This is a genomic window from Campylobacter sp. IFREMER_LSEM_CL2127, from assembly GCF_025771745.1.
In the GTDB taxonomy this organism is placed as follows: Bacteria; Campylobacterota; Campylobacteria; order Campylobacterales; family Campylobacteraceae; genus Campylobacter_D.
Genome location: NZ_JAKMQV010000004.1, coordinates 86,375 through 112,652 on the forward strand (window position 1 = coordinate 86,375; position 26,278 = coordinate 112,652).

A 26,278-nucleotide genomic window follows, 5' to 3' on the forward strand; every position below is an offset into this window, starting at 1 on the left:
ATACTATAATCAAGAATTAAAATTTAAAACAAAGGACCACGATGAGCGAGGTGAACAAAAAAGTTCAAAACAGACTAGAGGATATTATTATAGAAGAAGATTTTGAGCAAATGCTCGAGGAATCTTTCAAGTCTGATGAGGAGGCAACTACACAGGGTATAATTGTCGCGATTAAAGGCGATGAAGTATTTGTAAATGTAGGGCAAAAATCAGAAGGTATTTTGGCAATAGAAGAAATTCAAAACGACAAAGGCGAATTTATCTTCAAAGAAGGCGATACATTAGAAGTTGCTATAGTGGGTTCTCGCGGTGGCAGATCTTTACTTTCTCATAAAAAAGCTTTAAGAAAGCAAAAAGTTAAAGAATTTATTGATAATTATAAAGATGATGAAAGTATGATTGATGTAAAAATCATTGGTAAAAATAGAGGCGGTTTTGTAGCTGTGGATGAAAATGGAGTAGAATTTTTCTTGCCAAAATCACAAAGTAGCTTTAAAGATTCAAATAACATCATCAATAAAACTTTCAAAGTTAAAATCATCAAAATTGATAAAGAAGCTCAAAGCATAGTAGTTTCTAGAAAAAAAATAGTAGATGAAGAAAGAAAAAAACGCAAAGAGATTATCTCAAATGTGTTAAATCAAGAAGAAATTATAGAAGGTATTGTTAAAAAAATCACTACCTATGGTATGTTTGTTGATGTAGGCGGTGTTGATGGTTTGGTTCACTATAGTGAAATTTCTTACAAAGGGCCAGTAAATCCTAGTTCATTGTATAATGAGGGTGATAAGGTTCCTGTAAAAGTGATTAAATATGATAAAGATAAAAAACATCTTTCTTTATCTATCAAACTTGCTATGCCTGATCCTTGGGATGAAATTAAAGATGGTTTAGAGGTTGGTGACACTATTAAGGTTACAGTTTCAAATATAGAGCCATATGGTGCTTTTGTTGATTTGGGAAATGATATAGAAGGATTTTTACATATAAGTGAAATTTCTTGGGATAAAAATGCTAAAAATCCAAAAGATTATATTAGTGAAGGCCAAGAGCTTGATGTAGAAGTAATTGAGATTAATGCTAAAGAAAGAAGACTTAGAGTTTCTTTAAAAAATTTATTAGCAAAACCTTTTGATGAGTTTTTAAAATCACATAAAGTAGGTGATGTGGTAAAAGGTAGTGTTACTTCTGTGACTAATTTTGGTGCCTTTGTAAAAATTGCAAACTTAGAAGGTTTGTTGCATAATGAAGATGCTTCATGGAATAGAAACGATAAATGCAAAGATATGTATAAAGTTGGTGATGTTATAGAAGTTAAAATCATCAAGCTTGACAAAGAAAATCAAAAAATTTCTTTAAGTACTAAAGAATTGCAAAAAAGTCCTGTGCAGGTTTATGCACAAAAACACCAAGTAAATGATATTATCTCAGGAAAAATTAGAGATATTAAGGATTTTGGAATTTTTGTTGAGCTTGAAGAGGGCGTTGATGCGCTAATTCACAAAGAAGATTTGGGTAATATTGATTTTTCAAGTTTAAAAGTAGGCGATACAATAGAAGCTTTAATTGTTTTCATTGATGAAAAGAAAAATAGAATTCGTTTAAGCGTAAAAAGTCTTGCAAGAATGAAAGAAAGAGAAGCGTTAAACGAAATCAATGATAATGATAAAGTAACTTTAGGTGATATTATCAAAGATCAACTTTCATAATAACAAATGAAAAAATATACCCTTTATGGTATTTTAGGCTTTTTAAGCCTAGTTTTGATTGTTGCTTTTGTTTTTATGGTGAGATATGTAAGTGTTGGAAATTTACCTATCTCACAAAATGTTAAATATTCTTTTGATGAGATAAAAAAAGAATTACCACAAACTTGGCAAGATAAACTTTCAAATCTTAAAGTTAATGATTTTTCTCCAGCAGCGAATGAATTTTATATGAGTTTTAATATGGATGATTCTGTAGTAAAACCAAAACAAAAATTTTATATGCTCGATGTAAACAAAAACGATGTTTATTCTATGTTTTGTTTAAAGCAAACTTTGCATTCTTTTTTTATCAAATACACTTTAACACAAAGCAAAGATGAAGTGGCAATTTATTTAGATACAAATAATGAAAAAGTTTTAAACGCACTGATCGACAAATTAAAAATTTACAACATAAATGCAAAATTAAAGGAGGTTTGGTTATGAAAAAAATTATTGTATGTGATGCAATATTAGACAAAGGTGTGGAGCTTTTAAGAAAAGCTGATGATGTAGAACTTATTGAAGCAGCGCATTTACCTAAAGATGAGCTTTTAACAAAATTAAGTGATGTAGATGTGGCTATTACTAGAAGTTCAACAGATGTGGATTTGAAATTTATCAATGCATGTTCTAATTTAAAAGCTTTAGTTAGAGCAGGTGTTGGAGTTGATAATGTTGATATAGATGAATGTTCTAAAAAAGGCATTATAGTTATGAATGTGCCAACGGCTAATACCATAGCAGCAGTTGAACTTACTATGAATCATCTATTATGCTCTGCAAGATCTTTTGTAAATGCTCATAATTTTTTAAAAATACAAAGAAGATGGGAAAGAGAAAAGTGGTATGGTGTTGAACTTATGAACAAAACTTTAGGGGTTATAGGTTTTGGTAATATAGGTTCAAGAGTAGCTGTACGCGCAAAAGCTTTTGGTATGAAAGTTGTAGCTTATGATCCTTATGTGGTAGCTTCTAAAATGACTGATTTGGGTATTGAGTGCGTGAATTCTTTAGATACAATTTTAACTCAAAGTGATTTTATTACTGTACATACACCAAAAACAAAAGAAACAACAGATATGATTTCTTTTGAAGAAATTTCTAAAATGAAAGATGGCGTAAGATTGATAAATTGTGCTAGAGGTGGTCTTTATAATGAAGATGCTTTGTGTGAAGGATTAAAAAGTGGTAAAATAGCTTGGCTTGGTATCGATGTGTTTAATAAAGAACCTGCAACTAATCATCCATTTTTAGACTTTGAAAATGTTTCTGTTACTTCTCATCTTGGTGCAAATACTTTAGAAAGTCAAGAAAATATAGCTATCCAAGCATGCGAGCAAGCTTTAAATGCTGCAAGAGGAATTTCTTATCCTAATGCTTTAAATTTACCAATTAAAACTGAAGATTTGCCAAGTTTTGTAGCACCTTATATTGAGCTTATTTCTAAAATGGGCTTTTTGGCTGCTCAGCTTGATAAAACTCCTATTAAAGCTATTAAACTTGAAAGTGAAGGACAAATTAGTGAGTATAATGAGTCTTTGCTAACTTTTGCAACAGTGAGTGTTTTAAGAGGAATTTTAGGTGAAAATATTAATTATATCAACGCACATTTTGTAGCTAAAGACAAGGGTGTGGAACTTTCTTCTTGTATTTTACCAAGTAGTGGTTATAGTAACAAAATCACCATAAAGGTAATTACAGATAATTCTAACCTTTCTATCTCAGGGACTATTTTTGGTGAAAATGAACAAAGGATAGTAGAGTTAAATGGTTTTGATGTAGATTTTAAACCAAAAGGGAAAATGATAATTTTAAATAACAATGACATACCAGGAGTTATTGCTAATGTTAGCGGAATTTTAGCTAAAAATAATGTCAATATAGCTGATTTTAGACTTGGTAGAAATGGTTTTGGAAAAGCTTTAGCTGTGATTTTGCTTGATGCAAAAATTTCAAAAGCTTTGCTTGAGGAATTAAGAGCAGTTGATGCTTGTATTTTTGCAGAATATGCAGAAATTTAAGGCTTTTTATAAGCCTTAATTGTTACAATTATTTTTTAATTTTAAAATTAAGGAAAATATATGGCTTCTTATGGAATGGGAGATTTAAAAAAAGGTTTAAAAATAGAAATTGATGGTATTCCTTTTAAAATCGTAGAATATCAACACGTAAAACCAGGAAAAGGTCCTGCTTTTGTACGTATTAAAATTAAATCTTTTATCGATGGTAAGGTTTTAGAAAAAACTTTCCATGCAGGAGATAAATGTGAATCTCCAAATTTAGAAGAAAAACAAATGCAATATCTATATGATGATGGTGAAAATTGTCAATTTATGGATACTCAAACTTATGAGCAAGTTGCAATTAGTGATGAAGATGTGGGTGAAGCTAAAAAATGGATGCTTGATGGAACCATGGTGGATGTTTTATTCCACAATGGAAAAGCAATTGGTGTGGAAGTACCTCAAGTAATGGAGCTTAAAATTATCGAAACAGCGCCAAATTTCAAAGGTGATACTCAAGGTTCAAACAAAAAACCAGCTACTTTAGAAACAGGCGCAGTGGTGCAAATTCCTTTCCATGTATTAGAAGGGGAAGTAATTCGCGTTGATACTGTGCGTGGAGAATATATAGAAAGAGCAAATAAATAAAAGCCTTTTTAAGGCTTTTAGCTTCTTTTTTTGTAACTTATTATAGCAAAACAGTTAAATATAATCGCAAATATACCAAGTATTATAAAATTAGAATATAAATTTGTTATATCAACTTCTTTTAGAAAAATCATTCTTAAAGATTCTATAAAGTATTTTAATGGATTTAGATGGCTTAAAGCATAAGCCCACTTTGGCATAGAAAGTATAGAAGTAAAAAGTCCACTCATTAATATAAAAATCATCATGAAGAAAAAAATTACAAACATAGCTTGTGCTATGGTATTGGAATAGTTAGAAATGATGATCCCAAATCCAGAAATAGCCAAAATATAAATAAACACCACAGCGCATAGTAGCAATACATTGCTTTTAGGATACAAATCATAAATAAAAAATGAAACCAAAAGACATATACTAAAGGCAACTATACCAATTATCCAGTACATAATGAGCTTGGCTAGTATAAAATTAAATTTAGAAATAGGACTAACATTTATTTGTTCAATATTTCCCTTTTCTTTTTCACTTACAATGTTAATTGCGGGTAAAAAACCACAAAGTAAAGTGAGTACTATAGTGCTTAAAGCAGGAATCATATAATGTTGGTAATTAAGATTTGGATTAAATTTGAAATTGCTTAAGATATTAATTTTGTCTTGTTTTAAATTTAAGCTTGAAGTGATGATTTTATTTATATAGATTAAGCTTATATTGGCTTTTACTCCATTTATAGCATTAATATAAAGAGATAAATTTAATTTGTTTTCTTTGAAAAAATCGTGCTCAAAATTTGAGTTAAATTCTAATATTGCATCACAAATGTTTTTTTCTATACATTTTTTAGCATCTTGGTATGTGGAAAATGTGTATATTTTGTCAAAATATTTGTTATTAGCAATAGTATTTATTATATTTTTAGTACTCTGGCTTTTATCCCAGTCAATTACTGCTATATTGATATTTTTAACTTCAAGATTTGTTGCCCATGGCATAATAAGTATTAGAACTAAAGGATAAATCAAAACCAATCGTGGTAAAAATTTATTACGTTTAAATTGTAAAAATTCCTTTTTTAATAAAGCTTTTAACAGCATTATTCAATCCTATCTTTAAATTTTGTAATGCTTGCAAATAGGAAAATAAAACTCATCGACAATAAAATAATAAGTTCTTTTAATAAAAAGCTTAAACTAACATCCATAAACATAATTTTTTTAATGCCTATGATAAACCATTTTGCAGGGATCAAATGGGTGAAAAATTCTAGAATTTTTGGCATGCTTTCAGTGGGAAATATCATACCTGAAAGTAAAATTATAGGGATTAAAAATACCATTCCACATATTAACATAGCGCTTGCTTGTGTTTTTGTTATACATGATACAAAAAGCCCTATGCTTAAAGCTAGAAAAATGTATAACATACAAAAACAAAGCAAGATAAAAAGATTTCCTTGAATATGTATATTTAAAACAAAAACCGATAACAACAAAATAATAAATAAGCTAATATTAGAAATAAAAAAATACGGTAACATTTTTGCAAATATAATTATAAAAGGTCTTATTGGGGCACTAAGTAGCATTTGCATGGTTTGATTTTCTTTTTCGCGCACTATGGATATGCTAGTCATCATCGCGCAAATTAACATTAAAATCATACCCATTAGCCCAGGTATAAATACATATTGACTTTTAGAACTAGGATTATATAAAAAACGTATATTGAAATTTTGCATATCAAATTGTTCTAATAAAATATTTTCAATATAAGCATTGATAATGCTAGCCCTATTAGGATCACTTGCATCAATTGTAATTTGAATTATTTGATTTTTTGCAAAATTATGATCAAATATAAGAGTCATATCTATTTTAGAGTTTTTAAAATCATCTTGCATTTGTTTAATGTCGTGGTAAGTTTGTATAAATTCAAAATAAGGATTATTTATTAGTGTTTGAGATATTTGTTTACTAGTATTATCTTTTGATAAATTTAAAATGCTAAATTTTATATGGTTTACTTCCATGCTAAGTGCAAAACCAAAGAGTAAAATTTGCACTATAGGCATGAAAAATACTATCAACATAGTCCTTTTATCTCTTATAATATGCAAACTCTCTTTTTTAACAATAGCTAGAAAAATATTCATATTAAGATCTTTTTGCTTCTTTTGCTAATTGAAAAAATACTTCTTGTATATCTTTAGCATTATATGTTCTTTTTAAATTTTTGGGAGTATCTAAAATTTTGATTTTGCCATCTATCATAATACTTGCTCTATCGCAATATTCTGCTTCATCCATATAGTGTGTTGTGATAAAAATAGAAATATTTTCATTGCTTGCTTTGTAAATAAGTTCCCAAAAATCCCTTCTTGTTTTTGGATCTACACCACTTGTGGGTTCATCTAAAAAAATAATCTTTGGCTTGTGTAAAGTTGCTACGCAAAAGGCTAGCTTTTGTTTAAAACCTAAAGATAGATCTTTTACAATCTTGTTTTTATAAGCATATATATTTAAAAAATTTAATAATGAGTCTCCGTTTTCTCTTATTGTTTTAGTGCTTAAACCATATATTGTGCCAAATAATTCTATATTTTCAAAAACACTTAGATCCTCATAAAGCGAAAATTTTTGACTCATATAACCTATATTTTGTTTGATTTTTTCACTATCTCTATATACATCATATCCGCCAATAAAAGCATTTCCACTTGTTGGTAAACTCAAACCACAAAGCATTTTTATAGCAGTGGTTTTTCCTGCTCCATTGGCTCCTAAAAAGGCAAATATTTCTCCTTTGTGAACTTCAAAATTTAGATCATCTACTGCTTTAAAGGTTCCAAAATATTTACAAAGATTAGAAGTTTTTATAACACTATCCATGGTTTAATTCCATAAAACAATCTTCAAGATTTGCATTGGTTTTATATAAGGAAAGTTTTTGATTGCATTTTTTTTCTATTATAGATAACCATTTAGAAGTATTAGTATGTTCTTTAAAAACAATATGAATATTTTCTTTAAAAGCATAAAAATTTTTTACATTATCATCATTTTTTAAAATTGTCATAATGTTTTTGATTTTTATTCCTTCTAGAGCATAAATTCCTGATTGAATATTTTCACATAGTGTTTTTGGCTTGTCTAATCTTATAAATTTACCATTTTGTATAAAAGCGATTTTATCTGATCTTGCAATTTCATCCATATAAGAACTTGTTATGATAATACTTTTGTTTAAAGACAATAATATATCCCAAAAATCTTTTCTTGAACAAGGATCCACTCCAGTTGTAGGTTCATCTAGTATTAAAAGTTTTGGTTTGTGAATGAGAGCACAGCATAGAGCTAGCTTTTGCTTCATTCCTCCAGAAAGAGCGCTTGCTTTTCTATTTTTTACTTGTTGTAATTGCTGATATATAAGTAATATTTCTTGTAAATTTTCTTTCCAATTGCAAGAGTGAATTTTGGCAAAAAAATCTATATTTTCATCTATACTAAGATCACCATAGAGACTAAAACAAGGACTCATATAGGCTATTATTTTTCTAATTTGTTGATAGTCTTTTACTAGATCATATCCATAAATTTTAGTTTTTGTTGTATCGGGCAATACAAGAGTGCTTAAAATTTTTAACAAAGTACTTTTGCCAGATCCATCTGCTCCAATAATGCCTAAAATTTCACCATCATTTAGATTAAAATTAATATCACTTAGAACTTTCTTATTATTGTAACTTTTGTAAAGATTTTTAACTTCAATCATGGTAAAAATGTACTTCGGCATAGGTTCCGATTTTTAAATAACCATCATTTTTGACATTTATTTTGATCATATAAACAAGATTTTCTCTCTCGTCTTTACTCATGATGGTCTTTGGTGTAAATTCAGCTTTTTGTGAAATATAAGATATAACACCTTGATAGCTTTTGCCCGTGTCAGAAATTATTTTAACCTTATCTTTAAGCTTTATTTTGTTGTAATCTTGATTGATGATATAAGCTTTAAGATATAAGTTTGATAAATCTGCTATTTTAAATAACGCTTGATTTTTACTTAATTCTCCAGCGAAAGCATACTTTTCTAAAACAGTGCCATAAATAGGAGATATTATAAAGCTTTTAGCAATACTATCTTCTAAGATAGCAATTTGAGTCAATGCGGTTTGAATTTGTTCATCTATAGAAGCGTTTTTAAGAGTTAGATTTTCTTTTTTAGCATCGATCTCTTTTTCTAATAATGAATATTTTGCATTAATATCATCGTATTCTTTTTGAGAAATTGCCTCATTTTTCAAAAGTGTATAATAGCGTTTTTTATCTACCAAGGTATCTTTGAGTTGCTGAAATAAAGGTGAGAGTTGGTTTTTTATATCTAGTTTTTGTAGTTTTAATGCTCCAATAATATGATAAAGTTCTTTCTTTTTTAACTCCAAAGAAACACTATCTATTTTTCCTATTATCTGGTCTTTTTGTAGTTTTTGTCCTTCTTGGATATTAAATTCTAAAATTTTTCCCTGTATTTCACTAGAGACAATTATCTCATCACTTTCAAAAATCCCCATTGCATCAAATTTGTCATTTGGATTAGAGCATGCATAGAAAGAAAATATTGACATGGCAAGCAAAATAAATTTGAGCATAGTTTCACTTTAAATTTATTATTTATTTTTAGTTTATTAAAAATATTATGAAAATAATCTTAAATAGTAAGAGTTTATAAAGTTCTTAATTTATTAATCTCATCTCTAAGCATTGCTGCTTTTTCAAATTCAAGATTTTTAGCAGCTTCTAACATTTGTTTTCTTAATTCTTTTACTATTTTAGCACGTTCTTTTGCAGGCATTTTTTCAAGTTCTTTACCTTTGCGATAAATTTCTCCTTGCTCAAGTTCATGTTTTAAACTTTCTTCTATATTTCTTTTTACTGAGGTTGGTGTAATGTTGTGTTTTTTATTATAAGCTTCTTGTAAAGTCCTTCTTTCATTGGTAGTATCGATAGCTTCTTGCATAGATTTTGTGACTTTTTTAGCAAAAAGTAATACTTTTCCATTGACATTTCTAGCAGCACGTCCCATCGTTTGAATGAGTGCAGTGGTACTTCTTAAAAAGCCTTCTTTATCTGCATCCATAATAGCTATAAGAGAAACTTCTGGTAAATCAAGTCCTTCTCTTAAAAGATTAATCCCGATTAAAATATCAAAAGCACCACTTCTTAAACCACGGATGATTTCATTACGCTCTATTGCATCAATTTCTGAGTGCATGTATTTTACTTTTAAGCCAAGTTCTAAGTAGTATTTACTAAGCTCTTCAGCCATTTTTTTAGTTAAAACGGTTATTAAAACTCTTTCATTGCGCTCTATAACTTTTTTAGCTTCATCGTATAAAATTTCTACTTGATTTTCACTATCTTTGATTTCTATTTTAGGATCTAAAAGCCCTGTTGGACGCATGATTTGATAAAAAATATTTTCTTTGCTTAATTCTAATTCTAAAGGTGCAGGTGTAGCTGAAACAAATAAAAATTTACAATTTTTATTAATAAATTCATCAAACATCAAAGGTCTATTATCTAAGGCACTTGGCAAGCGAAAACCATAATCAACCAAAGTTTGCTTTCTACTTCTATCACCTGCAAACATCCCACGAAATTGTGGTAAAGATACATGAGATTCATCTACAATGACTAAAAAGTCTTGGTTTTTAATAGCAAAATAATCAAAAAGCGTATAAGGTGTATCGCCGCTTTTAAGCCCTGTTAAATGCAAAGCATAATTTTCAACTCCTTTACACATTCCAGTGCTTTGAAGCATTTCAAGGTCAAATTCTACTCTTTGTTTTAACCTTTGTGCTTCTACGAGTTTATTTTCATTTTCAAAATAAGCAAGGCGTTCATTTAATTCAGCTTTTATGCCTTTTATAGCCTCTTTAAGCCTAGTCTCACCTACGCTAAATTGACTGGTTGGGTAAAGTATGAATTTTTTTAAATCTTTACCTTTTTTATTTTCTAAGACATTATAATGATACATCGCCTCAAGCTCATCGCCAAAAAACTCAAGCCTAATAGCTTCATCCTCGTAATAAGCTGGATATATATCTACTATATCTCCATTTACTCTAAAATCAGCCCTATCAAAGAAATTATCATTGCGTTTATAGCCCATATCTACAAGTTTTTTTAAAAGTTCTTTTTGTGAAATTTGCATATTTAGTTCTAAAATTAAAACCATACCTACATACTCACTTGGATTTCCCAAACCATAATTTGCTGAAACACTAGCTATACAAATAACATCATCATAACTTAAAAGCGAAGCACTTGCACTAAGTCTTAATCTTTCTAAATCTTCATTAGTGGAACTATCTTTTTCTATAAAAACATCCGTTCTTGGTATATAAGCTTCTGGCTGATAATAATCATAATAGCTTATAAAATACTCCACATGATTATTTGCAAAAAAACCTTTAAATTCACTATAAAGTTGCGCGCATAAGCTTTTATTGTGACTCATGATAAGAGTAGGCATGTTTAAGTTTTTAATGATATTTGCCATAGTGAAAGTTTTTCCACTGCCTGTAACACCTAGCAAGGTTTGGTATTTATTGCCCGCTTTAATGCTTTTTACTATACCATCAATGGCTTGTTTTTGATCAGGACTTGGCTTAAAATCACTAGTAAGTTCAAACATAAATTTTCCTAACTTGTATTTTTGCTAATTTTACACAAAATTTTTTGTAAAAATTTAAATTTTAAAACAAAAAGCTATGCAAAATTAAATTTTTTTTTGTTACAATTATGTGTTTAAAATACTCTAAATATAAAATCAATAAAGGCAAGAAAATATGTATGATGAAAGAATAATCAACACAATGACAGATAAAGTAAATGAGCTTTTGGCTAAATATAATGAAGTATGTGAAATCAATGAAAATTTAAGAAATGAATTAGTAAGTGTAAAAGCACAAAATGAAGCTAAAAACAATCAAATCGCACGTTTAGAAGAAGAGCTTAAAAATAAAAATATTGAAAGCGAAGATGTGATCAAAAAAATAGAGGCAGTTCTTGGCAAACAATAACCAAAGAAAAGTTACAATTAATGTCTATGCAAAAGACTTTGTTGTAACATGCAGTAATGAATTTGCAAATCATCTTGAAGATGAAATTGCTTTAATTTCTGGAGGTACAGGCAAGATAGAGCTTGCAAATTTCATTAATGCTTTTGTAAAACTTAGCTACGAAAACTATATCTTAAAAAAAGAACTCAATAAACTTATCAATACTATCGATGAAGAAATAAAATAAATGCAAATAAAAAAAGCTTTTACTTTGATAGAGCTTGTTTTTTGTATGATGATTATTGCTATTCTTAGCGTAATTGCTTATCCGTATTTTTCTTTTGGAAAAAACGATGCTAAACTCATTCAAGTAAAAAGTGAGGTGGAGCTTATCAATGCTTCTTTGTCTTTACTTAGAAATCAGTTTTTATTTAAAGAAAGTAAGGATTTTCCAGCAATTTTAGATGAAGCTTTGATAAATAGCGAAAATCAAAAATTATTTGTATGTTCTCATTCTCAAAATCATAAAAATACAAAACAATGCACTTACAGCGTTTTAGATAAACCAATCATTTCATCTAAAAAATCGTGGATGAAAATAGCAAATACTCAATATAGATTTTTTATAAATTCTAAAAATTACATAGATTTTTCTTATAATAGTGAAAAAGTTTTTTTAGAATGTGTGAGTTTAAATTGTAAGGATTATGGGTTTTGAATTTTTATCAACTTGCTATTAAAGGATATTATTTAGATACCTTAACTTATGAAAGTGAAGAAGAATTTGAAATTTTAGATGAGGTAATAGTTGATCTTGCAAGGAAAAAAAATCTCAAAGCTATAATTTTACAAAAATGTTCAAAGCCTGATTTTAAAACCCAAGCCATAAAGGAAAAAACAGGTTTTAAACTAACGCAATATCAATACGAACTTGCTCAATTTATTGCTTATTATTATGCTAGTAAAATAGCTTTTGTTTTAGGTATGTTTGAAAGCATTAAAGAGTATAAAAATGAAAAAATTCATATAGAAAAAGTACCTAGTTTAAGTAAAAACCAACAAGAGGCTTTGGAATTTATAAAAACTAAACAAACTAGTTTGCTATTTGGTGATACAGGAAGTGGTAAAACTGAAATTTATATTAGCTTGATAAAAGAATATCTAGAGCAAGGAAAGCAGGTTTTGCTTTTAATGCCAGAAATCGCTCTAACTCCACAAATGCAAAAAAGATTAAAAGTGTATTTTGGCGAGCATTTTTTCTTGTGGCATTCTAAAATTACTAAGAAAAAAAAGCAAGAATATTTGCAAAATTTAGCAAATTCAAAAGCTCTTTTAGTGGTGGGAGCTAGATCGGCTTTGTTTTTACCTTTTAAGAATTTGGGTTTGATTATTATTGATGAAGAGCATGATAATTCTTATAAAGCTTCTAATAATCCAAAAATCAATGCAAGAGATTTAGCTTTATTTGTAGCAAAAAAAATGCATATAAAAGTTCTTTTGGGTTCAGCTACCCCAAGTGTTGTAAGTTTTTATAAACATCCTTGTTTTAGACTTAAAGGAACCTTTTTTGAAAGCAAAAAGCAGTTTTTATATGATGAGAGCGAGCTTAGTGTCTCGTCAAAATTGCTTTTAGAATTAAAAATTAGCTTAAGAAATAAAAAGCAAGCCGTGGTATTTTTACCTACAAGGGCAAATTTTAGACAAATTTTATGCAAAGAATGCGCTAATACCATTAAATGCCCTTTTTGTTCTATTGCTTTGAGTTTGCACAAAAATAAAAATGCATTAAAATGCCATTATTGTAATTTCACTAAAGAAATCGATCAAACCTGCCCAACTTGCAATGGAGTTATGCTTGAAGCTAAAAAAATGGGCACAGCAGAGCTTTGTGAGCTTTTAGAAAAAGAATTAGCTGAGTTTAATCCTATCATAAAAAGATTTGATAGTGATGAGATTAGTAGTGTAAAAAAGCTTGATATGATTTTAAAAGATTTTAACCAAGAAAAAATTGATATTTTAGTAGGTACTTCCATGCTTGCTAAAGGACATGATTATCACAACGTGGATTTGAGTGTGATTTTGGGTCTTGATGAGTACTTATTTAGACCTAATTTTAAAGCCTTAGAAGAGACTTTGGCTCTTGCTATGCAAGTAGCAGGTCGTGCAGGTCGAAAGGGTGAGGGTAGGGTGCTTTTACAAACTAAAAATAGATCTTTTTTTGAAAAATATATACAAGATTATGATAGTTTTTTAAAAGATGAATTAAATGCTAGGAGCGGGCTTTACCCTCCATTTAAAAGACTTTTAAGGCTAATTATTGAAGATGAGAATAAAAACAAAGCTTTAAATTTATGTGAATTTATAGCTAATAAAGTTCAAGAATTAAAACAAGTGCAATTAGTAGGCCATGGTGCTTGTGGTATTGAAATGCTAAATAAAAAATGGCGTTTTTATGTATTATTGCGTGCTAATACCCATCAAGAGCTTGTAAAATTTGAGCATTTTGCTTTAAATTTTAAAAATATTACTTGCGATATAGATCCAGTTGATTTTTCTTGAAAAATGTATTTATTTATAAATAATTATTATTTTATAATAAAAACAATATTTTATTTTTAATTTTAAATTTATTTTGATAAGAATATACTTTTTTAATTTCTTAAATTTAAAGGAGAGAAAATGAAAAAGTTTAGTTTTCTTGCAGATTGTGTACTTTTTGGTGCTTTGTTTAATAATGCTTTAGCTTGCACTACTATTTTAGTACCAAATGAAGCAAGTAAAGATGGTTCTATGTTGGTTGCAAGAAGTGCTGATAGTAAAGCAGATAAGGCACAAGTTTTTCTAATCCATCCAAGAGTTGAAAATCAAAAAGGTATTTATAGCACTAAAGCACATCAAGGAATGAATGATTTTACTTACCCTTTACCTACTAAATCTTTTCAATATAGCACTATAGCTAATTGGAAAAGTAAATTACACGGTGCTACTGGTTTTAATGAAATGGGTGTTGGGATAAGCGCTACTGAATCAATTTATGCAAAAGATGAACTTTTAAAATTTGATCCTTATAATGAGAAAAATGGCATTAGCGAAGATGATATTTTGGATGTTTTGCTTCCAAGAATTAAAAGTGCAAAAGAAGGTGTTTTATTATTGGGTGATATTATAGAAAAACAAGGAGCAGCTGAGGGTTTTGGAGTAGCTTTTGTGGATTCTAAAGAAATTTGGTATTTAGAAAGTGCCACAGCACATCAGTGGATGGCTGTAAAAATTCCTAATAATTCGTATTTTGTTAGTGCGAACCAAGGTAGGCTAAAACAACTAAAATTCAACGATGAAAATACCTTGCATTCTAAAAATTTAATAAATTTTGCCATAATACATAAAGCGTATAATCCTAAAGTGGATAAGGATTTTGATTTTTTTAAAGTTTATACAAGAAATGATGATAGAGATTTAACTTATAATTATCCTAGAGTGTGGTGGATACAAAAAATGTTTAATCCATCTTTAAATCAAGATGTAAAAAATGGTGCTAATTTTAATGTGTTTTTACAACCTGAGCAAAAACTTAGTGTGGATGATTTAAAAAAGGCTTTAAGATCGCACTATGATGGAACAAAATATGATCCATATGCAAATTTCAATGAAAATGAAAACATTTACCGTGTTGTGAGTGTGTTTAGAACTTATGAATCTCACATTATGCAAGTTAGACCGTGGCTTCCTAAAGAAATAGGTAGGTTAAATTATGTCGCAATAGGAATGGCTGATTTGAGTGTGTATTTGCCTTATTATTTTGGTAATGATGAGTTTATTGCAGGATATCAACAAGGAACAAATGAAGCTGATGATAAATCAATTTATTGGATTTATCGCAAGTTGCAAACTCTTGTAATGAGTGATTATAATAAATATGCTCCTATCGTAAAAAATGCTTATGCTAAATTTGAAAAAGACACATCTTTAAAACAAGAAGCTATGGAAAAAGAATATTTAAGTCTTTATAAAAAAGATAAGAACAAAGCAAAGCAAATTTTAGTTGATTTTTCATTGCAAAATCAAATGGAAGCTAAAAAACTTACTCAAGATTTGACAAATCAAATTTTTACCCTTTTAACAAGAGATACAGATATAAAATATAAATCTCTTAATAAAAATAAAAAAGATTAATGATATAGCCCATTTTTGGGCTATAATACTCTAAAAATATTTTTAGAGTGATTTTAATGACAAGGTACAAAACAAGACAAATAAAAGTAGGTGATGTTTTAATAGGTGGAGATGCTCCTATTTCAGTGCAATCTATGCTTTTTACTAAAACAAGAGATATTGAAGGTTGTTTAGAGCAGCTTAACAGACTTTATTTTGCTGGTGCAAATATAGTGCGTTTAGCCTGTTTGGATATGGCAGATGCAAGAGCTTTAAAAGAAATCAAAGCAAAAAGCCCCTTGCCTTTAATAGTGGATATACATTTTAATCATAAGCTAGCAGTCTTTTGTGCTGAATTTATCGATGGGGTGAGAATTAACCCAGGAAATATAGGCTCAAAAGAAAATATCAAAGAAGTGGTGCAAGCTTGTAAACAAAGAAAAATTCCTATTAGAATAGGGGTAAATCATGGCTCTATAGAAAAGCAATTTAGCGATAAGTATGGTTATAATATAGAGGCTATGCTTGGGAGCGCTTTATATAATATAAAATTACTAGAAGATTTAGACTTTTTTGACATTAAAATTTCTATGAAAACTTCAGATGTGCAAAATACCATAAAAGCTTATGAAGCTCTAAGACCACTTTGTGATTATCCATTTCATTTAGGAGTTACTGAAGCAGGAACTAAATTTCATAGCACGGTTAAAAGCTCGATTGCCTTAGGAAATTTGCTTTTAAAAGGCATAGGCGATACAATGAGAGTTTCTATGACAGGGGAGCTTGAAGAAGAGATTAAAGTAGCAAGAGCGATTTTGCAAGATAGTGGAGTGCAAAAGAGTGGAGTAAATATCATCTCATGCCCAACTTGTGGAAGAATTCAAAGTGATTTGATTAAAGCGATTAAAATAGTGGAAGAAAAAACTAAACATATAAAAGAACCATTAAATATAAGTGTTATGGGTTGTGTTGTAAATGCCTTGGGCGAGGCTAAGGGTGCTGATGTGGCTATTGCTTTTGGAAAAAATCAAGGTTTAGTTATAAGACATGGCGAAGTAGTGGCAAAATTAAAAGAAGATGAGCTTGTAGATAGATTTTTACTTGAAGTAGAAGATGAGGTAAAACTTAGAGAAAAAGATTAATCTTTTTCTAAGTAAGTTTTTTGCATATTTTGTAACTTTTTAGAAATTTTTACTTTATAAATACTCGGATTTTGAAGTTTTTTTAGTTTAAAATTTAAACTATCAACACTTTTTTTATGATACTCTTGAATATTTTTCAAGTTAGGAAGCCCATAGATTAATTTTCCATCTTTAAAAATAAGCTCATGTAAATTTTTATATGTATAACCTTGGTAATTTTTAATACTTTCATCATGTGTATATAAAATATCAAAACTTGCTTTATTGTTTTTATAATACCTTATAAGTTTTTTAAAATGTGGTAGGGTTGTTTTGCTTGAGCTTGCGCTGATTTTTATTTTAGGGATGATTTGATTGTTTTTTTCTAATGCAACAAGCTTATAAACAGCTCCAAAAATAGGCGAACTTGCCGAAGTAATAAGCTTTTCTCCAATGCCAAAAGCATCGATTGGAGCTTTGTTTTTTAGCAATTTTTCTATGATAAACTCATCTAAAGCATTGCTAGCTATGATTTTGCATTTTTTTAAGTTAGCAAGATCTAGTTTTTTTCTAATATATTTAGAGATTTTCAGCAAATCTCCTGAATCAATACGGATAGAATAATTTTGCATAGAATCTTGTGCATTTAACTCATTAAAAACTAAAATAGCATTTTCAATGCCTTTTTTATAATCATAAGTATCAATCAAAAGACTTATATTATCTTTATAAATTTGACAATATACCCTAAAAGCACTTAGCTCATCATCAAACATTTGCACCCAAGCATGAGACATGGTTCCATTAATAGGAATGTTAAATTTTTTCCCAGCTAAAGTACAAGCACTTGCATGAAAACCACCTATAAAAGCAGCTCTAGCGCCATTTAAAGCCGCACTTTCTCCATGAGCTCTACGAGAGCCAAATTCTAAAAGCAATTTTTCTTTTGCAATTTGAGCAATTCTACTAGCCTTAGTAGCAATTAGACATTGATGATTTAGGGTTAAAAGTATGAAAGTTTCTAATAATAAAGCTTCTATTATAGGTGCTTTGATAATCATTAAAGGTGTATTAGCAAAAATACATTTACCTTCTTTAACACTTAGTATATCTCCACTAAATTTTAAAGTTGAAAGGTAGTTTAAAAATTCATCATCAAATTTTTTAGTATTTTTTAAAAAAATTATGTCATCTTTAGAGAAAGAAAAATGATTAATATGATTTATGATTTGTTCTAATCCACAAAAAACAGCATAAGAAGCATTATCAGGAGCTTTTCTAAAAAAAACTTCAAAATAAACAATTTGCTTATGCATATTTTGTTTAAAATAAGCATAAGCCATACTTAGTTCGTAAAAATCACATAATAATGAAGAATTCATATAAGGATTTTTACTAAAAAATTAATCCATTTGGCGACGCAAGAAAGCAGGAACATCAAGCTGAGAAATCACTTCTTCATCAAATCCACCGCTAGCCTTACGTAAATTCATATAGCTATTTTTTTTACTTTCTTCTTGTTCTTTAGCACTTTCTATTTCAGCTTTATCTTCAAAACCTGTAGCAATGATAGTAACTTCAACGCGATCACCCATACTCTCATCAGTCGTTGCACCAAAGATTACTTTTGCGTTTTCATCTGCTATATCGCTAATGCTTTGAGTAGCTTGTGAAATTTCTATCAATGAGCATTCAGGACCAATTTTATAATGGATGATTACGCCTTTAACGCCTTTCATAGTCATGCCGTCTAATAATGGAGATTCTATAGCACTTGATAATGCATCCATGATAGCATTTTCACCTTCTCCATGACCCACGCCCATTAGTGCTAAACCTCTGTGGCTCATAACAGTTCTAACATCAGCAAAGTCAACATTAATATCGCCATCTTCTAAAAGGATAGACACCATACCCCTAACAGCTCTAGCTAAAATATCATCAACTAGTTTAAATGCTTCTTTTATACCTGCTTTTTTTGGGAGTATACTAAGAAGTTTTTCGTTTTGGATTACAATGATAGAATCACTTTCTTTTTTTAATTCAGCTAAACCAGCTTCTGCTAATTTTTTTCTTTGTTTTCCTTCAAATGCAAAAGGCATAGTTACAACTGAAACAGTTAGCGCACCTACTTCTTTAGCAGCTTGTGCTACAACAGGAGCTGCGCCTGTACCAGTTCCACCACCAAGTCCTGCTGAAATAAATACTATGTCGCTTTGACTTAAAGCAGCTTTTACTTCTTCAAAACTTTCTCTTGCGCTTTCTGCCCCAATTTCTGGTTGCATTCCAGCACCCAAACCTTTGGTTTTTTTCTCACCTAGTTGAATTCTAGTTTTTGCTAAAGATTTAGCTATAGCTTGTGCATCAGTATTAGCTGAAATAAGATCAAGATCATGTAAACCCATATTTACCATATGATCTATCATGTTACCGCCACCGCCACCGCAGCCTATGACTTTTATTTTTGCACCTTTTGCGTGTTGCATTTCTTCCACTAGATATTCGCTCATTGTGTCTCCTATTAGAACTGGTTTATTAATTTATTCCAAAATTTATGCATTAAATTCGTTTTTTTATCTTTCTTTGTTTCTATTTTTGCTAATTTTGTTTTTTCATCTTCAAATTCTTTTTGATCTTGAAAAATTTCTTCAAAATCTTTATTTTCTTCTTCGTTTTCATCTATGGTAAGATTTTGTTTGATTTGTTTATTGATAAATTCAGGCTCTCCTTTGTATCTTAGTTTCTCATTAGAATCTAATTCATAAGGAGTAAAATGCCCACCACCATATAAACAAAGACCTATAGCACAGCTATTTTCTGCATCTTCAAAAATTTCTTTAAAACCATCCATAGTATCTTTTTTTGCAGTCGCTATTCTAACAGCTTTATTATCAAAATAAGCTGAAGCAAGCTTGTCAAGTCCTGCAAATTTTGTCATTCCACCTGTTAATACTATACCTGCTCCTGCTTGATTTGCACAAGCATTATCGCTTAGCATTTTAGCTAAAATAATAATAGTTTCTTCAATTCTTGCATAAATTACATTGGATATGACTTCTACTGAAACTTCATTTTTTCTTTTTTCATCACCCATGTATGGAATTTGTATAATTGAGTTTTCATTTTGCGCTAAAGATGCATAATTTAATTTTAGTTTTTCTGCTTCTTTTGGCGGGGTATGTAAAGCTATGGATAAATCATTGGTGATATTTACTGAGCCAATTTGTAAGCATTCATTATATCGTATAGAATTACCCGCATGAATGACCATATCGCAAACTGCTCCACCCATATCGATTAAAATAGCGCCTAATTCTTTTTCACTATCATCAAAGCAAGCAATAGAAGAAGCATATCCTGAAAGAACGATGTTATCTACTCTAAGATCAGCAAGCTCCACAGCTTTTTTTAGATTTTTAATATGCACTTCTTGTGAGATTACAATATGCGTAGAAACTTCAAGGCGATTTCCACTCATTCCCAAAGGATCTTCTACATGTTCAAGATCATTTACTTTAAAATTATAAGGTAATACATGAATGATTTCATATCCACTAGGTATATTTGCAGTATGCTTTGCTGTGCTTACTGCTCTGTGAATTTCTTTAATGCCTATTTCATGATTTGGTATATTAACTACACCTATACTATCTACACTTTTTGCATAAGCACCTGAAATAGATACAATTACTTTATCATAATGCACGCCTGACATCATTTGTGCATCAGCTACTGCTTCTTCTATGGATTTTGAAGCAAGTTCTATATTAGTAATTGCTCCTTTTTTTATACCATTTGATTTTGATTTTCCAAAACCAATGACTTTTAGTCCTTCTTCGCTTTTTTGTGCTAATATGGCGCAAGTTTGTATTGAGCCTAAATCAATTCCTAAAATATTCAATTTGTATTTCCTTTATAATAGCGTTGAATTGGATATAATTCTATAAGTTTTTTTAATAATTCTTCCTTAAGTAAAGCTTGTTTAGTTTGTTTAGCGCTTTGCTCTATGATAAATTTGTAAATTTCTTCTTTGTTTTTATTTTCTAAAGTTTGTTTTGTGATCTCATAAACTATTGCTTTATCATCAAATAATACATAAGATTTAGCTTTGTTTGAGTCAAATACATGCATTAAAAACTCGCTAAATTCAGTATCATTCATCATATTACCCACTTTTGCATTTTTGCTTGAGTCACGGCTATAAGTACCTATGTCTATACCTTGGAAATTATCTAGGGCGAGTTTTGCTTTTTCTTCTAATAAGACTTTAGTTTTTTCTTTAATGTAAAGTTTACTTACTTCGTTTTTAGCTTGCTCAAAAGTCATAGTTTGTATAGGATTTATTTTTATAATTTTTGCAATCATATAGCCGTTTTCAAATTTAAAAGGCTTAATAAAATCATTTTCTTTAGCTTTTTGTATATTTTCTAAAGGATAGTAAATATCAGCATCGCTGATTGTGATATTTTTATCAAAACTAAGCTCGTTCTTTCTCAAAGCCACATAGCTTTCATTGGCTTTAAGTTTAAGTTTAGAAAGTTTTAAATCTTTTATAACTTTATCTTTGCTTTGTTCTAGACTTAGAATTTTCCCTGCAAAATCTTTATAGTCATTTTTATTTTCTTCATAGTAAGCTTGGATTTCTTTGTCATCAATTTTGATTATATCAGGGTTTAAAAAATAAGTTGCAAGCTCGTAACTTTTTTGCGTCTTATAAAGCTCTTTATTTTTCTCCCAAGTTTGTTTTAACTCTTTTTCATCCATTGTTATGTTTTTATTATCAAGTTTTATAGCTTGAACTTTTAAACTATCTTGCATTAAAAAACTTGCGCCAAACATATCAAGTTCATTGGGTTTGATTTGTAAATTTAAAATAGTATTGATTTTTTTAAGTAATAACTCATCGTGAATGATTTTTTCATAAGTTTTTGGTGTATAGTTGTTTCTTGCAAGCAGATTATAGTATAAATTTTTGTCAAAAACACCTGAAGCATTATGAAAGATTTTTTGATGTGCTAAATCATAAGCAATTTCTTCCTCGCTCACATTTAAACCCAAGGTTTTAGCATAAGAAAGTAGTAATTTTTCTTGTATAAGTTCATTAATGGCTTGGGTATCTAAGCCATCTTTTTGTGCTTGTTCTTGTGTGTAATTGCCATTGTTTAGCTGAGAATAATAGCCAAATAATTGAGAATATTTAAGATTAAACTCATCATAACTTATTTTTTCATCGCCTACCTTTGCAACAGAACTAGATCTATCGGTGTTAAAATCATAACTCCCCCAACCAACAAAACCTGCTCCAACAAAAGCAATAACGCTAATCCAAATAGTTACAACTAAGTATTTTTTATGATGCTGCATCCAAGTGAGCATTTTTACCCCAATCTGATTAAATAAATTAAACTATAAATTATAAATAATTTGTGATTAATAAAAGATTAATTTTAAATTATTATGATAAATTTGTTTCCGCTAAATGGATAATTTTGCAAGAATTTTCAATTAAATCTATAATTTTACCTAATTCATAACTTGTTCTACCATAGGCAAATATACCATAGCCCTTTACAACAACAAAATTTTGTTTTTGTTCTAACATATAACGATAAATTTCAGTTTGTGATCTATCCTCCCAATCTTCATAATTTTTAGGATTATAAACTCGAATTTCTTCTAGAAAAATTTCACCAAAATAATCTTGAGGTGTTATAAAATCATGATTTAAACTCATAGATAAGGTATAGGTTGGGCAGGCAAAACATATAAATTTAGCTTCAGGTATATTCTCATATATACTTTTATGGATTTCACTATCGCTGCTTGCCTCATCCCAGCTATAATTTTTTGCAAATTTTAAAATACTTAAACTTTTTTCATCTAGTTGATTTAAAAAAGTGTCATTTTTATTTATAATAAAAGAGCTTTGGGATAGTTTTGCTGAAACCGATCCGTGGCAAATTCCAAAAAAATTTTTTTTAAACATTGAAGTAGAAAGTATTTTGATTTGAGAAATGATATTTTCTTTATTCATTAAAAACCTTGTTTTAAACTTTGCTAAGATATTATACTAAAAAAATTAAAAGGTTTATTTTGCAAAGTCCACATATTCCTGTTTTATTACAAGAAGTTTTAAATGCTTTTGATGATTTTGATAGTGGAGATTTTTTGGATTGCACTTTGGGTTATGGAGGGCATTCTAAGGCATTATTACAAGCTCATGAAAAATTAAGATTAATTGCTTGTGATAAAGATTTAGAAGCTTTAAATTTTTCTAAAGAGTTTTTAAAAAATTTTCAAGATAGGATAAGTTTTAACCATATAGGTTTTAAAGATATTTTAACTCAAATTTCAACGCAAAACTTAAGAGGAATTTTAGCTGATATCGGTGTATCTTCTTTACAGCTTGATAAAAATGATAGGGGTTTTTCGCTAAATTCTGATTTTTTAGATATGAGAATGGATCAAAATAATCCTTTAAGCGCTAAAGAAATAGTTAATTCTTATAGCAAGGAAGCTTTGGAGCAAATTTTTAAAGACTATGGAGATTTAACACCGGTTGCTTCAATGCTTGCTCAAAAAATCATCAATGCAAGAAGTCAAAAAGAGATTACAAGCGCAAAAGAATTAAGTCAAATCATAGGAAATGCTAAGCTAAAAGGACGCAATGTGTCTTTAGCTTTACTTGTATTTCAAGCTTTACGCATAGAAGTAAATAATGAGCTTGGCGAATTAAAATCCTTGCTTAAAAACATAGAAAAAGCAAAATTAAAAGATTGTAAATTAGCCATTATTAGTTTTCATTCTTTGGAAGATAGGATAGTAAAAAATACTTTTAAAAGATGGGAAAAAGACTGCATTTGTGATGAAAGAGCCATAAAATGCGAATGTGGCAAAGGACATAGTCTTGGGAAAATTTTAAGTAAAAAAGCTATAAGTGCCTCCAAAGAAGAAATAAGCTATAATAGCAGATCAAGTTGTGCAAAAATGAGAATTTTTTATTTTAGGTAAATAATGGTTGAAGATGATTTTTTAAAAGAAAAGCAAAATATACGTGAAAAAATGTTGAAATATTCCAGGGCTATTAAAGAAGGTAGGCCTTATGAAGAATATGAGCAAAATTTTAATGAGAGCGATCGTATACTAAAAAATAGAATACAACGTAAAAAAAGACCTAAATTTACAGATTTTGATGAAGAGTATGAAGAAAAACCTAAGAAGCAATCTGCTATTTATTTAAAAGAAGATTTGATTAATGTTAAATTAGAAGAAAAAAAGCCTTTTAAATTACAATTTAATTTTTTCAAAAAGCAAAAAGAAAAATTCGATAAAAAAAATATTGCAAATTCTAAAACGCTTAAAAGTAACAAATCAACTCAAGAAGTAAGAAAAATAGAAAAAAAACAAGAAAATAAAGATCCTATTCAAATATCTAAAATTCTTACTCAAAGCAATGTTTTTGTCACTTCAAAATTTCAAGATTTAAAAGAAAAAAGAAAAGAAAAAGCTAAACTCAAACAAGAACTAAAAGAGCAAAAAAAAATCGAACAAGAAAAACTAAGAAAAGCCCAAGAGGAATTAAAAGAAAAAGAAAAACTAGCCAAACAAGAACAAAAAATTTTAGAAGAAAAAGTAAGACTTGAAGAAAACCAAGAGTATAATCAGGAAGATAAATATGAACTTTTAGATAGTATAGTAAGTGAGGAGAGTAAAAATTTAAGTCCTAAAAATTTAATATATGCAGGTTTGATGATAGCATTTGCTTTATTGATATTTTTCCCGCAAATTTATATTAGAAATCAAATTTATTATGTAAGTAGAGATATAGCGGATTTAAGATCGCAAGAACTTGTTTTAGATGAGGAAAACAAAGAGCTTCAAAGACAACTTGAGGTGCTATATTTTCAAAATCAAGTTTTAGACTTTTTAGATTAATCTTGTGTTTGAATGATTTTTTCTAAAACATATTGCTCGAGTTGGTTTTTTGGGATTTCTTCTTTAATGGCTTGGTTATAAATATTTTCTGCTATTTTTGAATATTTTTCATAAGCAAAATATGGAAAATGCAAAGCCCAAGCTTTTTTTAATAATCTTTTACTTATTACTTTTCTAGTGTAAATTTTAAAAATATCATAGCCAATAAAAACACAAGCGGTTACAAAAACAGCGCTTAAAATACTAATATGAAAATCAATAATTGTTAAAAAATAATGACTAATGATAAGCATAGGAACTAAAATCGCAATACAAAAAAGAGTATAAATAAGGTAAGAATTAAAAACCCTAAATTTAAAATTTAACTTTGCTGGATCGACCATCATACCTTCATTTAATAAAGCATTAGCTTCAAGCAGGTCTTTTAGATTGACTGGTTGGTTTGAAACTTTAAAAATAAATTTTAAAATAAATTCTTGTATTTTCATTTTTTACCCAATTAGTATGTGATTTTTGTGATTTTAACATTTTTGTTTTTAATTAAACTAAATTTTAAGTCTTGTAAATAAATTCTTGTGTTAAAATTTATATTATTTTAATATCAAAATGGAAGAAAAATGGCAGATTCTAGATTTATGATGAATGTAAAAGGCATAGCTAAGAGTTTTATACCTAGAAAAATTTATCAAAATCAATTGCAAAATATTTTAAAAGAAATTTTAAAATTAAAAAATATAGATAATATTATTACTCGCTTGAATTATTATAATCTGCAAAATGATTTTTTTGATATAAAAAAATTTGAAAATTATGAAAAAATAGGAAAATTTCCTTTTAAAAAAACTTCTTATGCTTATGATGCTTATGCAATCAGTAAGTATTTTGATGATGATTTTTTATGGGTTAAAGGTCTTGGGGATATTAGTTATAATCTTAAATATCCAAGTATAGCTAAATCAAGACCGGTTGAAAATGGTTTTAATAATATCATTTTAAAATTAGATAAAAACAGACATTTTGATTTTATACAGGATAAAAATCAATTTGAAGATAAAAAAGACTTGCTTTTTTTTAGAGGTGCGATTTATCAGCCTCATCGTATTAAATTTTTTGAAAAGTATTTTGATAATCCTCGTTGCGATATTGCTCATGTTGGTGGTAGAAAAATTCAAGCCGAAAAATGGATTAAAAATTTAAATTTTAAAATCAGTAGAGCCTATCAAACTCAGTTTAAATTTTTACTTTCTTTAGAAGGCAATGATGTAGCAAGCAACTTAAAGTGGGCGATGAGAACAAATTCTTTAGTTTTGGCACCAAAAATGCGCTATGAAACTTGGTTTATGGAAGGAAAGCTAGTTCCAAATGAGCACTTTGCTTTGATTGATGATGATTATGAAAATGTAGAAGCTTTGCTTGATTATTATTTAATTAATCCGCATAGAGCAAAAGAAATCATTCAAAATGCCCATGCTTACATAGAGCAATTTTTGGATGAAAAGATAGAATTTTATATAGGAATTTTAGTTTTAGCTAAGTATTTTTATTATTCTAATCAGCTTGATTTGCCAAAAGATATTGTTGATTTATTTGATTAAAAGGAGG

25 protein-coding genes are annotated in these 26,278 nt (G+C 28.8%); 13 read left to right on the forward strand and 12 right to left on the reverse strand.

The features are described 5' to 3' along the window. The first annotated feature begins 41 nt into the window (after nucleotides 1-41). The 4 genes from L8V77_RS04345 to efp are packed head-to-tail and all read left to right on the forward strand — an operon-like array spanning nucleotide 42 to nucleotide 4,402. Complete coding sequence (locus L8V77_RS04345; protein WP_263706875.1) at nucleotides 42-1,709, forward strand: 30S ribosomal protein S1; 1,668 nt, start codon at nucleotides 42-44, stop codon at nucleotides 1,707-1,709. Nucleotides 1,710-1,715: 6 nt separating this feature from the next. Next, entirely contained in the window at nucleotides 1,716-2,195 is a 480-nt protein-coding gene (locus L8V77_RS04350) for a hypothetical protein (protein ID WP_220555329.1), read from the forward strand. Next, nucleotides 2,192-3,772 carry a phosphoglycerate dehydrogenase gene (gene serA / locus L8V77_RS04355; protein WP_263706877.1) on the forward strand — a complete coding sequence of 527 codons (1,581 nt, stop codon included), beginning with the start codon at nucleotides 2,192-2,194 and terminating at the stop codon, nucleotides 3,770-3,772. The genes L8V77_RS04350 and serA overlap by 4 nt, the downstream gene beginning before the upstream one ends. 60 nt (nucleotides 3,773-3,832) lie before the next feature. Beyond that, entirely contained in the window at nucleotides 3,833-4,402 is a 570-nt protein-coding gene (efp, locus tag L8V77_RS04360) for an elongation factor P (protein ID WP_039618934.1), read from the forward strand. 17 nt (nucleotides 4,403-4,419) lie between these two features. Here efp and L8V77_RS04365 read toward each other — a convergent pair whose 3' ends face one another. From L8V77_RS04365 to uvrB, 6 genes are all read right to left on the reverse strand, one after another. Continuing rightward, the gene (locus L8V77_RS04365; RefSeq protein ID WP_263706879.1) at nucleotides 4,420-5,499 is read right to left on the reverse strand and encodes an ABC transporter permease; all 1,080 of its coding nucleotides are present in this window, start codon (nucleotides 5,497-5,499) and stop codon (nucleotides 4,420-4,422) included. Next, on the reverse strand, nucleotides 5,499-6,557 hold the full coding sequence (locus L8V77_RS04370) for an ABC transporter permease (protein WP_263706881.1): 1,059 nt from the start codon (nucleotides 6,555-6,557) through the stop codon (nucleotides 5,499-5,501). The genes L8V77_RS04365 and L8V77_RS04370 overlap by 1 nt, the downstream gene beginning before the upstream one ends. 1 nt (nucleotide 6,558) lies before the next feature. After that, nucleotides 6,559-7,293 (reverse strand): ABC transporter ATP-binding protein, encoded by a 735-nt coding sequence (locus L8V77_RS04375; protein WP_263706883.1) that lies wholly within the window; start codon nucleotides 7,291-7,293, stop codon nucleotides 6,559-6,561. Continuing rightward, the gene (locus tag L8V77_RS04380) at nucleotides 7,286-8,176 is read right to left on the reverse strand and encodes an ABC transporter ATP-binding protein (RefSeq protein ID WP_263706884.1); all 891 of its coding nucleotides are present in this window, start codon (nucleotides 8,174-8,176) and stop codon (nucleotides 7,286-7,288) included. Before L8V77_RS04380 ends, L8V77_RS04375 begins: the two co-directional genes overlap by 8 nt. Further along, the gene (locus L8V77_RS04385) at nucleotides 8,169-9,053 is read right to left on the reverse strand and encodes an HlyD family secretion protein (protein ID WP_263706886.1); all 885 of its coding nucleotides are present in this window, start codon (nucleotides 9,051-9,053) and stop codon (nucleotides 8,169-8,171) included. The genes L8V77_RS04380 and L8V77_RS04385 overlap by 8 nt, the downstream gene beginning before the upstream one ends. A gap of 74 nt (nucleotides 9,054-9,127) precedes the next feature. Then, complete coding sequence (uvrB, locus tag L8V77_RS04390) at nucleotides 9,128-11,101, reverse strand: excinuclease ABC subunit UvrB (RefSeq protein ID WP_263706887.1); 1,974 nt, start codon at nucleotides 11,099-11,101, stop codon at nucleotides 9,128-9,130. 154 nt (nucleotides 11,102-11,255) lie between these two features. Here uvrB and L8V77_RS04395 point away from each other — a divergent pair, with 154 nt between their 5' ends. From L8V77_RS04395 to ispG, 6 genes are all read left to right on the forward strand, one after another. Beyond that, nucleotides 11,256-11,489 (forward strand): hypothetical protein, encoded by a 234-nt coding sequence (locus tag L8V77_RS04395; protein ID WP_012661890.1) that lies wholly within the window; start codon nucleotides 11,256-11,258, stop codon nucleotides 11,487-11,489. Continuing rightward, nucleotides 11,476-11,715: a hypothetical protein gene (locus L8V77_RS04400; protein WP_012661889.1), complete on the forward strand. Its 240-nt coding sequence runs from the start codon at nucleotides 11,476-11,478 to the stop codon at nucleotides 11,713-11,715. The genes L8V77_RS04395 and L8V77_RS04400 overlap by 14 nt, the downstream gene beginning before the upstream one ends. Beyond that, nucleotides 11,716-12,186 (forward strand): type II secretion system protein, encoded by a 471-nt coding sequence (locus tag L8V77_RS04405; protein ID WP_263706889.1) that lies wholly within the window; start codon nucleotides 11,716-11,718, stop codon nucleotides 12,184-12,186. It abuts the gene before it with no gap. Continuing rightward, nucleotides 12,183-14,027 carry a primosomal protein N' gene (locus L8V77_RS04410; RefSeq protein WP_263706890.1) on the forward strand — a complete coding sequence of 615 codons (1,845 nt, stop codon included), beginning with the start codon at nucleotides 12,183-12,185 and terminating at the stop codon, nucleotides 14,025-14,027. Before L8V77_RS04405 ends, L8V77_RS04410 begins: the two co-directional genes overlap by 4 nt. Nucleotides 14,028-14,147: 120 nt before the next feature. Next, the gene (locus L8V77_RS04415) at nucleotides 14,148-15,641 is read left to right on the forward strand and encodes a C69 family dipeptidase (RefSeq protein WP_263706891.1); all 1,494 of its coding nucleotides are present in this window, start codon (nucleotides 14,148-14,150) and stop codon (nucleotides 15,639-15,641) included. Between the two features lie 56 nt (nucleotides 15,642-15,697). Beyond that, nucleotides 15,698-16,762, forward strand: a complete 1,065-nt coding sequence (ispG, locus tag L8V77_RS04420) for a flavodoxin-dependent (E)-4-hydroxy-3-methylbut-2-enyl-diphosphate synthase (protein WP_412175039.1) — start codon at nucleotides 15,698-15,700, stop codon at nucleotides 16,760-16,762. On the opposite strand, the gene L8V77_RS04425 is transcribed toward ispG, so the two are convergent. The 5 genes from L8V77_RS04425 to L8V77_RS04445 all read right to left on the reverse strand — a co-directional run bounded on the left by L8V77_RS04425 (nucleotide 16,759) and on the right by L8V77_RS04445 (nucleotide 22,775). After that, nucleotides 16,759-18,123 (reverse strand): nicotinate phosphoribosyltransferase, encoded by a 1,365-nt coding sequence (locus L8V77_RS04425; RefSeq protein WP_263706892.1) that lies wholly within the window; start codon nucleotides 18,121-18,123, stop codon nucleotides 16,759-16,761. The genes ispG and L8V77_RS04425 overlap by 4 nt on opposite strands. A 21-nt stretch (nucleotides 18,124-18,144) precedes the next feature. Then, complete coding sequence (gene ftsZ / locus L8V77_RS04430) at nucleotides 18,145-19,251, reverse strand: cell division protein FtsZ (protein WP_039626779.1); 1,107 nt, start codon at nucleotides 19,249-19,251, stop codon at nucleotides 18,145-18,147. Between the two features lie 11 nt (nucleotides 19,252-19,262). Further along, complete coding sequence (gene ftsA, locus L8V77_RS04435; RefSeq protein WP_263706893.1) at nucleotides 19,263-20,642, reverse strand: cell division protein FtsA; 1,380 nt, start codon at nucleotides 20,640-20,642, stop codon at nucleotides 19,263-19,265. Beyond that, nucleotides 20,639-22,117: a peptidylprolyl isomerase gene (locus L8V77_RS04440; RefSeq protein WP_263706894.1), complete on the reverse strand. Its 1,479-nt coding sequence runs from the start codon at nucleotides 22,115-22,117 to the stop codon at nucleotides 20,639-20,641. Before L8V77_RS04440 ends, ftsA begins: the two co-directional genes overlap by 4 nt. A 79-nt stretch (nucleotides 22,118-22,196) precedes the next feature. Then, nucleotides 22,197-22,775 carry a class II aldolase and adducin N-terminal domain-containing protein gene (locus L8V77_RS04445; protein WP_263706895.1) on the reverse strand — a complete coding sequence of 193 codons (579 nt, stop codon included), beginning with the start codon at nucleotides 22,773-22,775 and terminating at the stop codon, nucleotides 22,197-22,199. Between the two features lie 59 nt (nucleotides 22,776-22,834). Here L8V77_RS04445 and rsmH point away from each other — a divergent pair, with 59 nt between their 5' ends. Beyond that, nucleotides 22,835-23,752 carry a 16S rRNA (cytosine(1402)-N(4))-methyltransferase RsmH gene (gene rsmH / locus L8V77_RS04450; RefSeq protein WP_263706896.1) on the forward strand — a complete coding sequence of 306 codons (918 nt, stop codon included), beginning with the start codon at nucleotides 22,835-22,837 and terminating at the stop codon, nucleotides 23,750-23,752. 3 nt (nucleotides 23,753-23,755) lie between these two features. Beyond that, entirely contained in the window at nucleotides 23,756-24,676 is a 921-nt protein-coding gene (locus tag L8V77_RS04455) for a hypothetical protein (RefSeq protein WP_263706897.1), read from the forward strand. On the opposite strand, the gene L8V77_RS04460 is transcribed toward L8V77_RS04455, so the two are convergent. Further along, a complete protein-coding gene (locus L8V77_RS04460) occupies nucleotides 24,673-25,164 on the reverse strand; it encodes a hypothetical protein (protein WP_263706898.1) in 492 nt (163 codons plus the stop codon). The two genes, L8V77_RS04455 and L8V77_RS04460, sit on opposite strands and share 4 nt — an antisense overlap. Before the next feature lie 129 nt (nucleotides 25,165-25,293). Here L8V77_RS04460 and L8V77_RS04465 point away from each other — a divergent pair, with 129 nt between their 5' ends. Next, nucleotides 25,294-26,271 carry a glycosyl transferase family 90 gene (locus tag L8V77_RS04465; protein ID WP_263706899.1) on the forward strand — a complete coding sequence of 326 codons (978 nt, stop codon included), beginning with the start codon at nucleotides 25,294-25,296 and terminating at the stop codon, nucleotides 26,269-26,271. Nucleotides 26,272-26,278 lie beyond the last annotated feature (7 nt).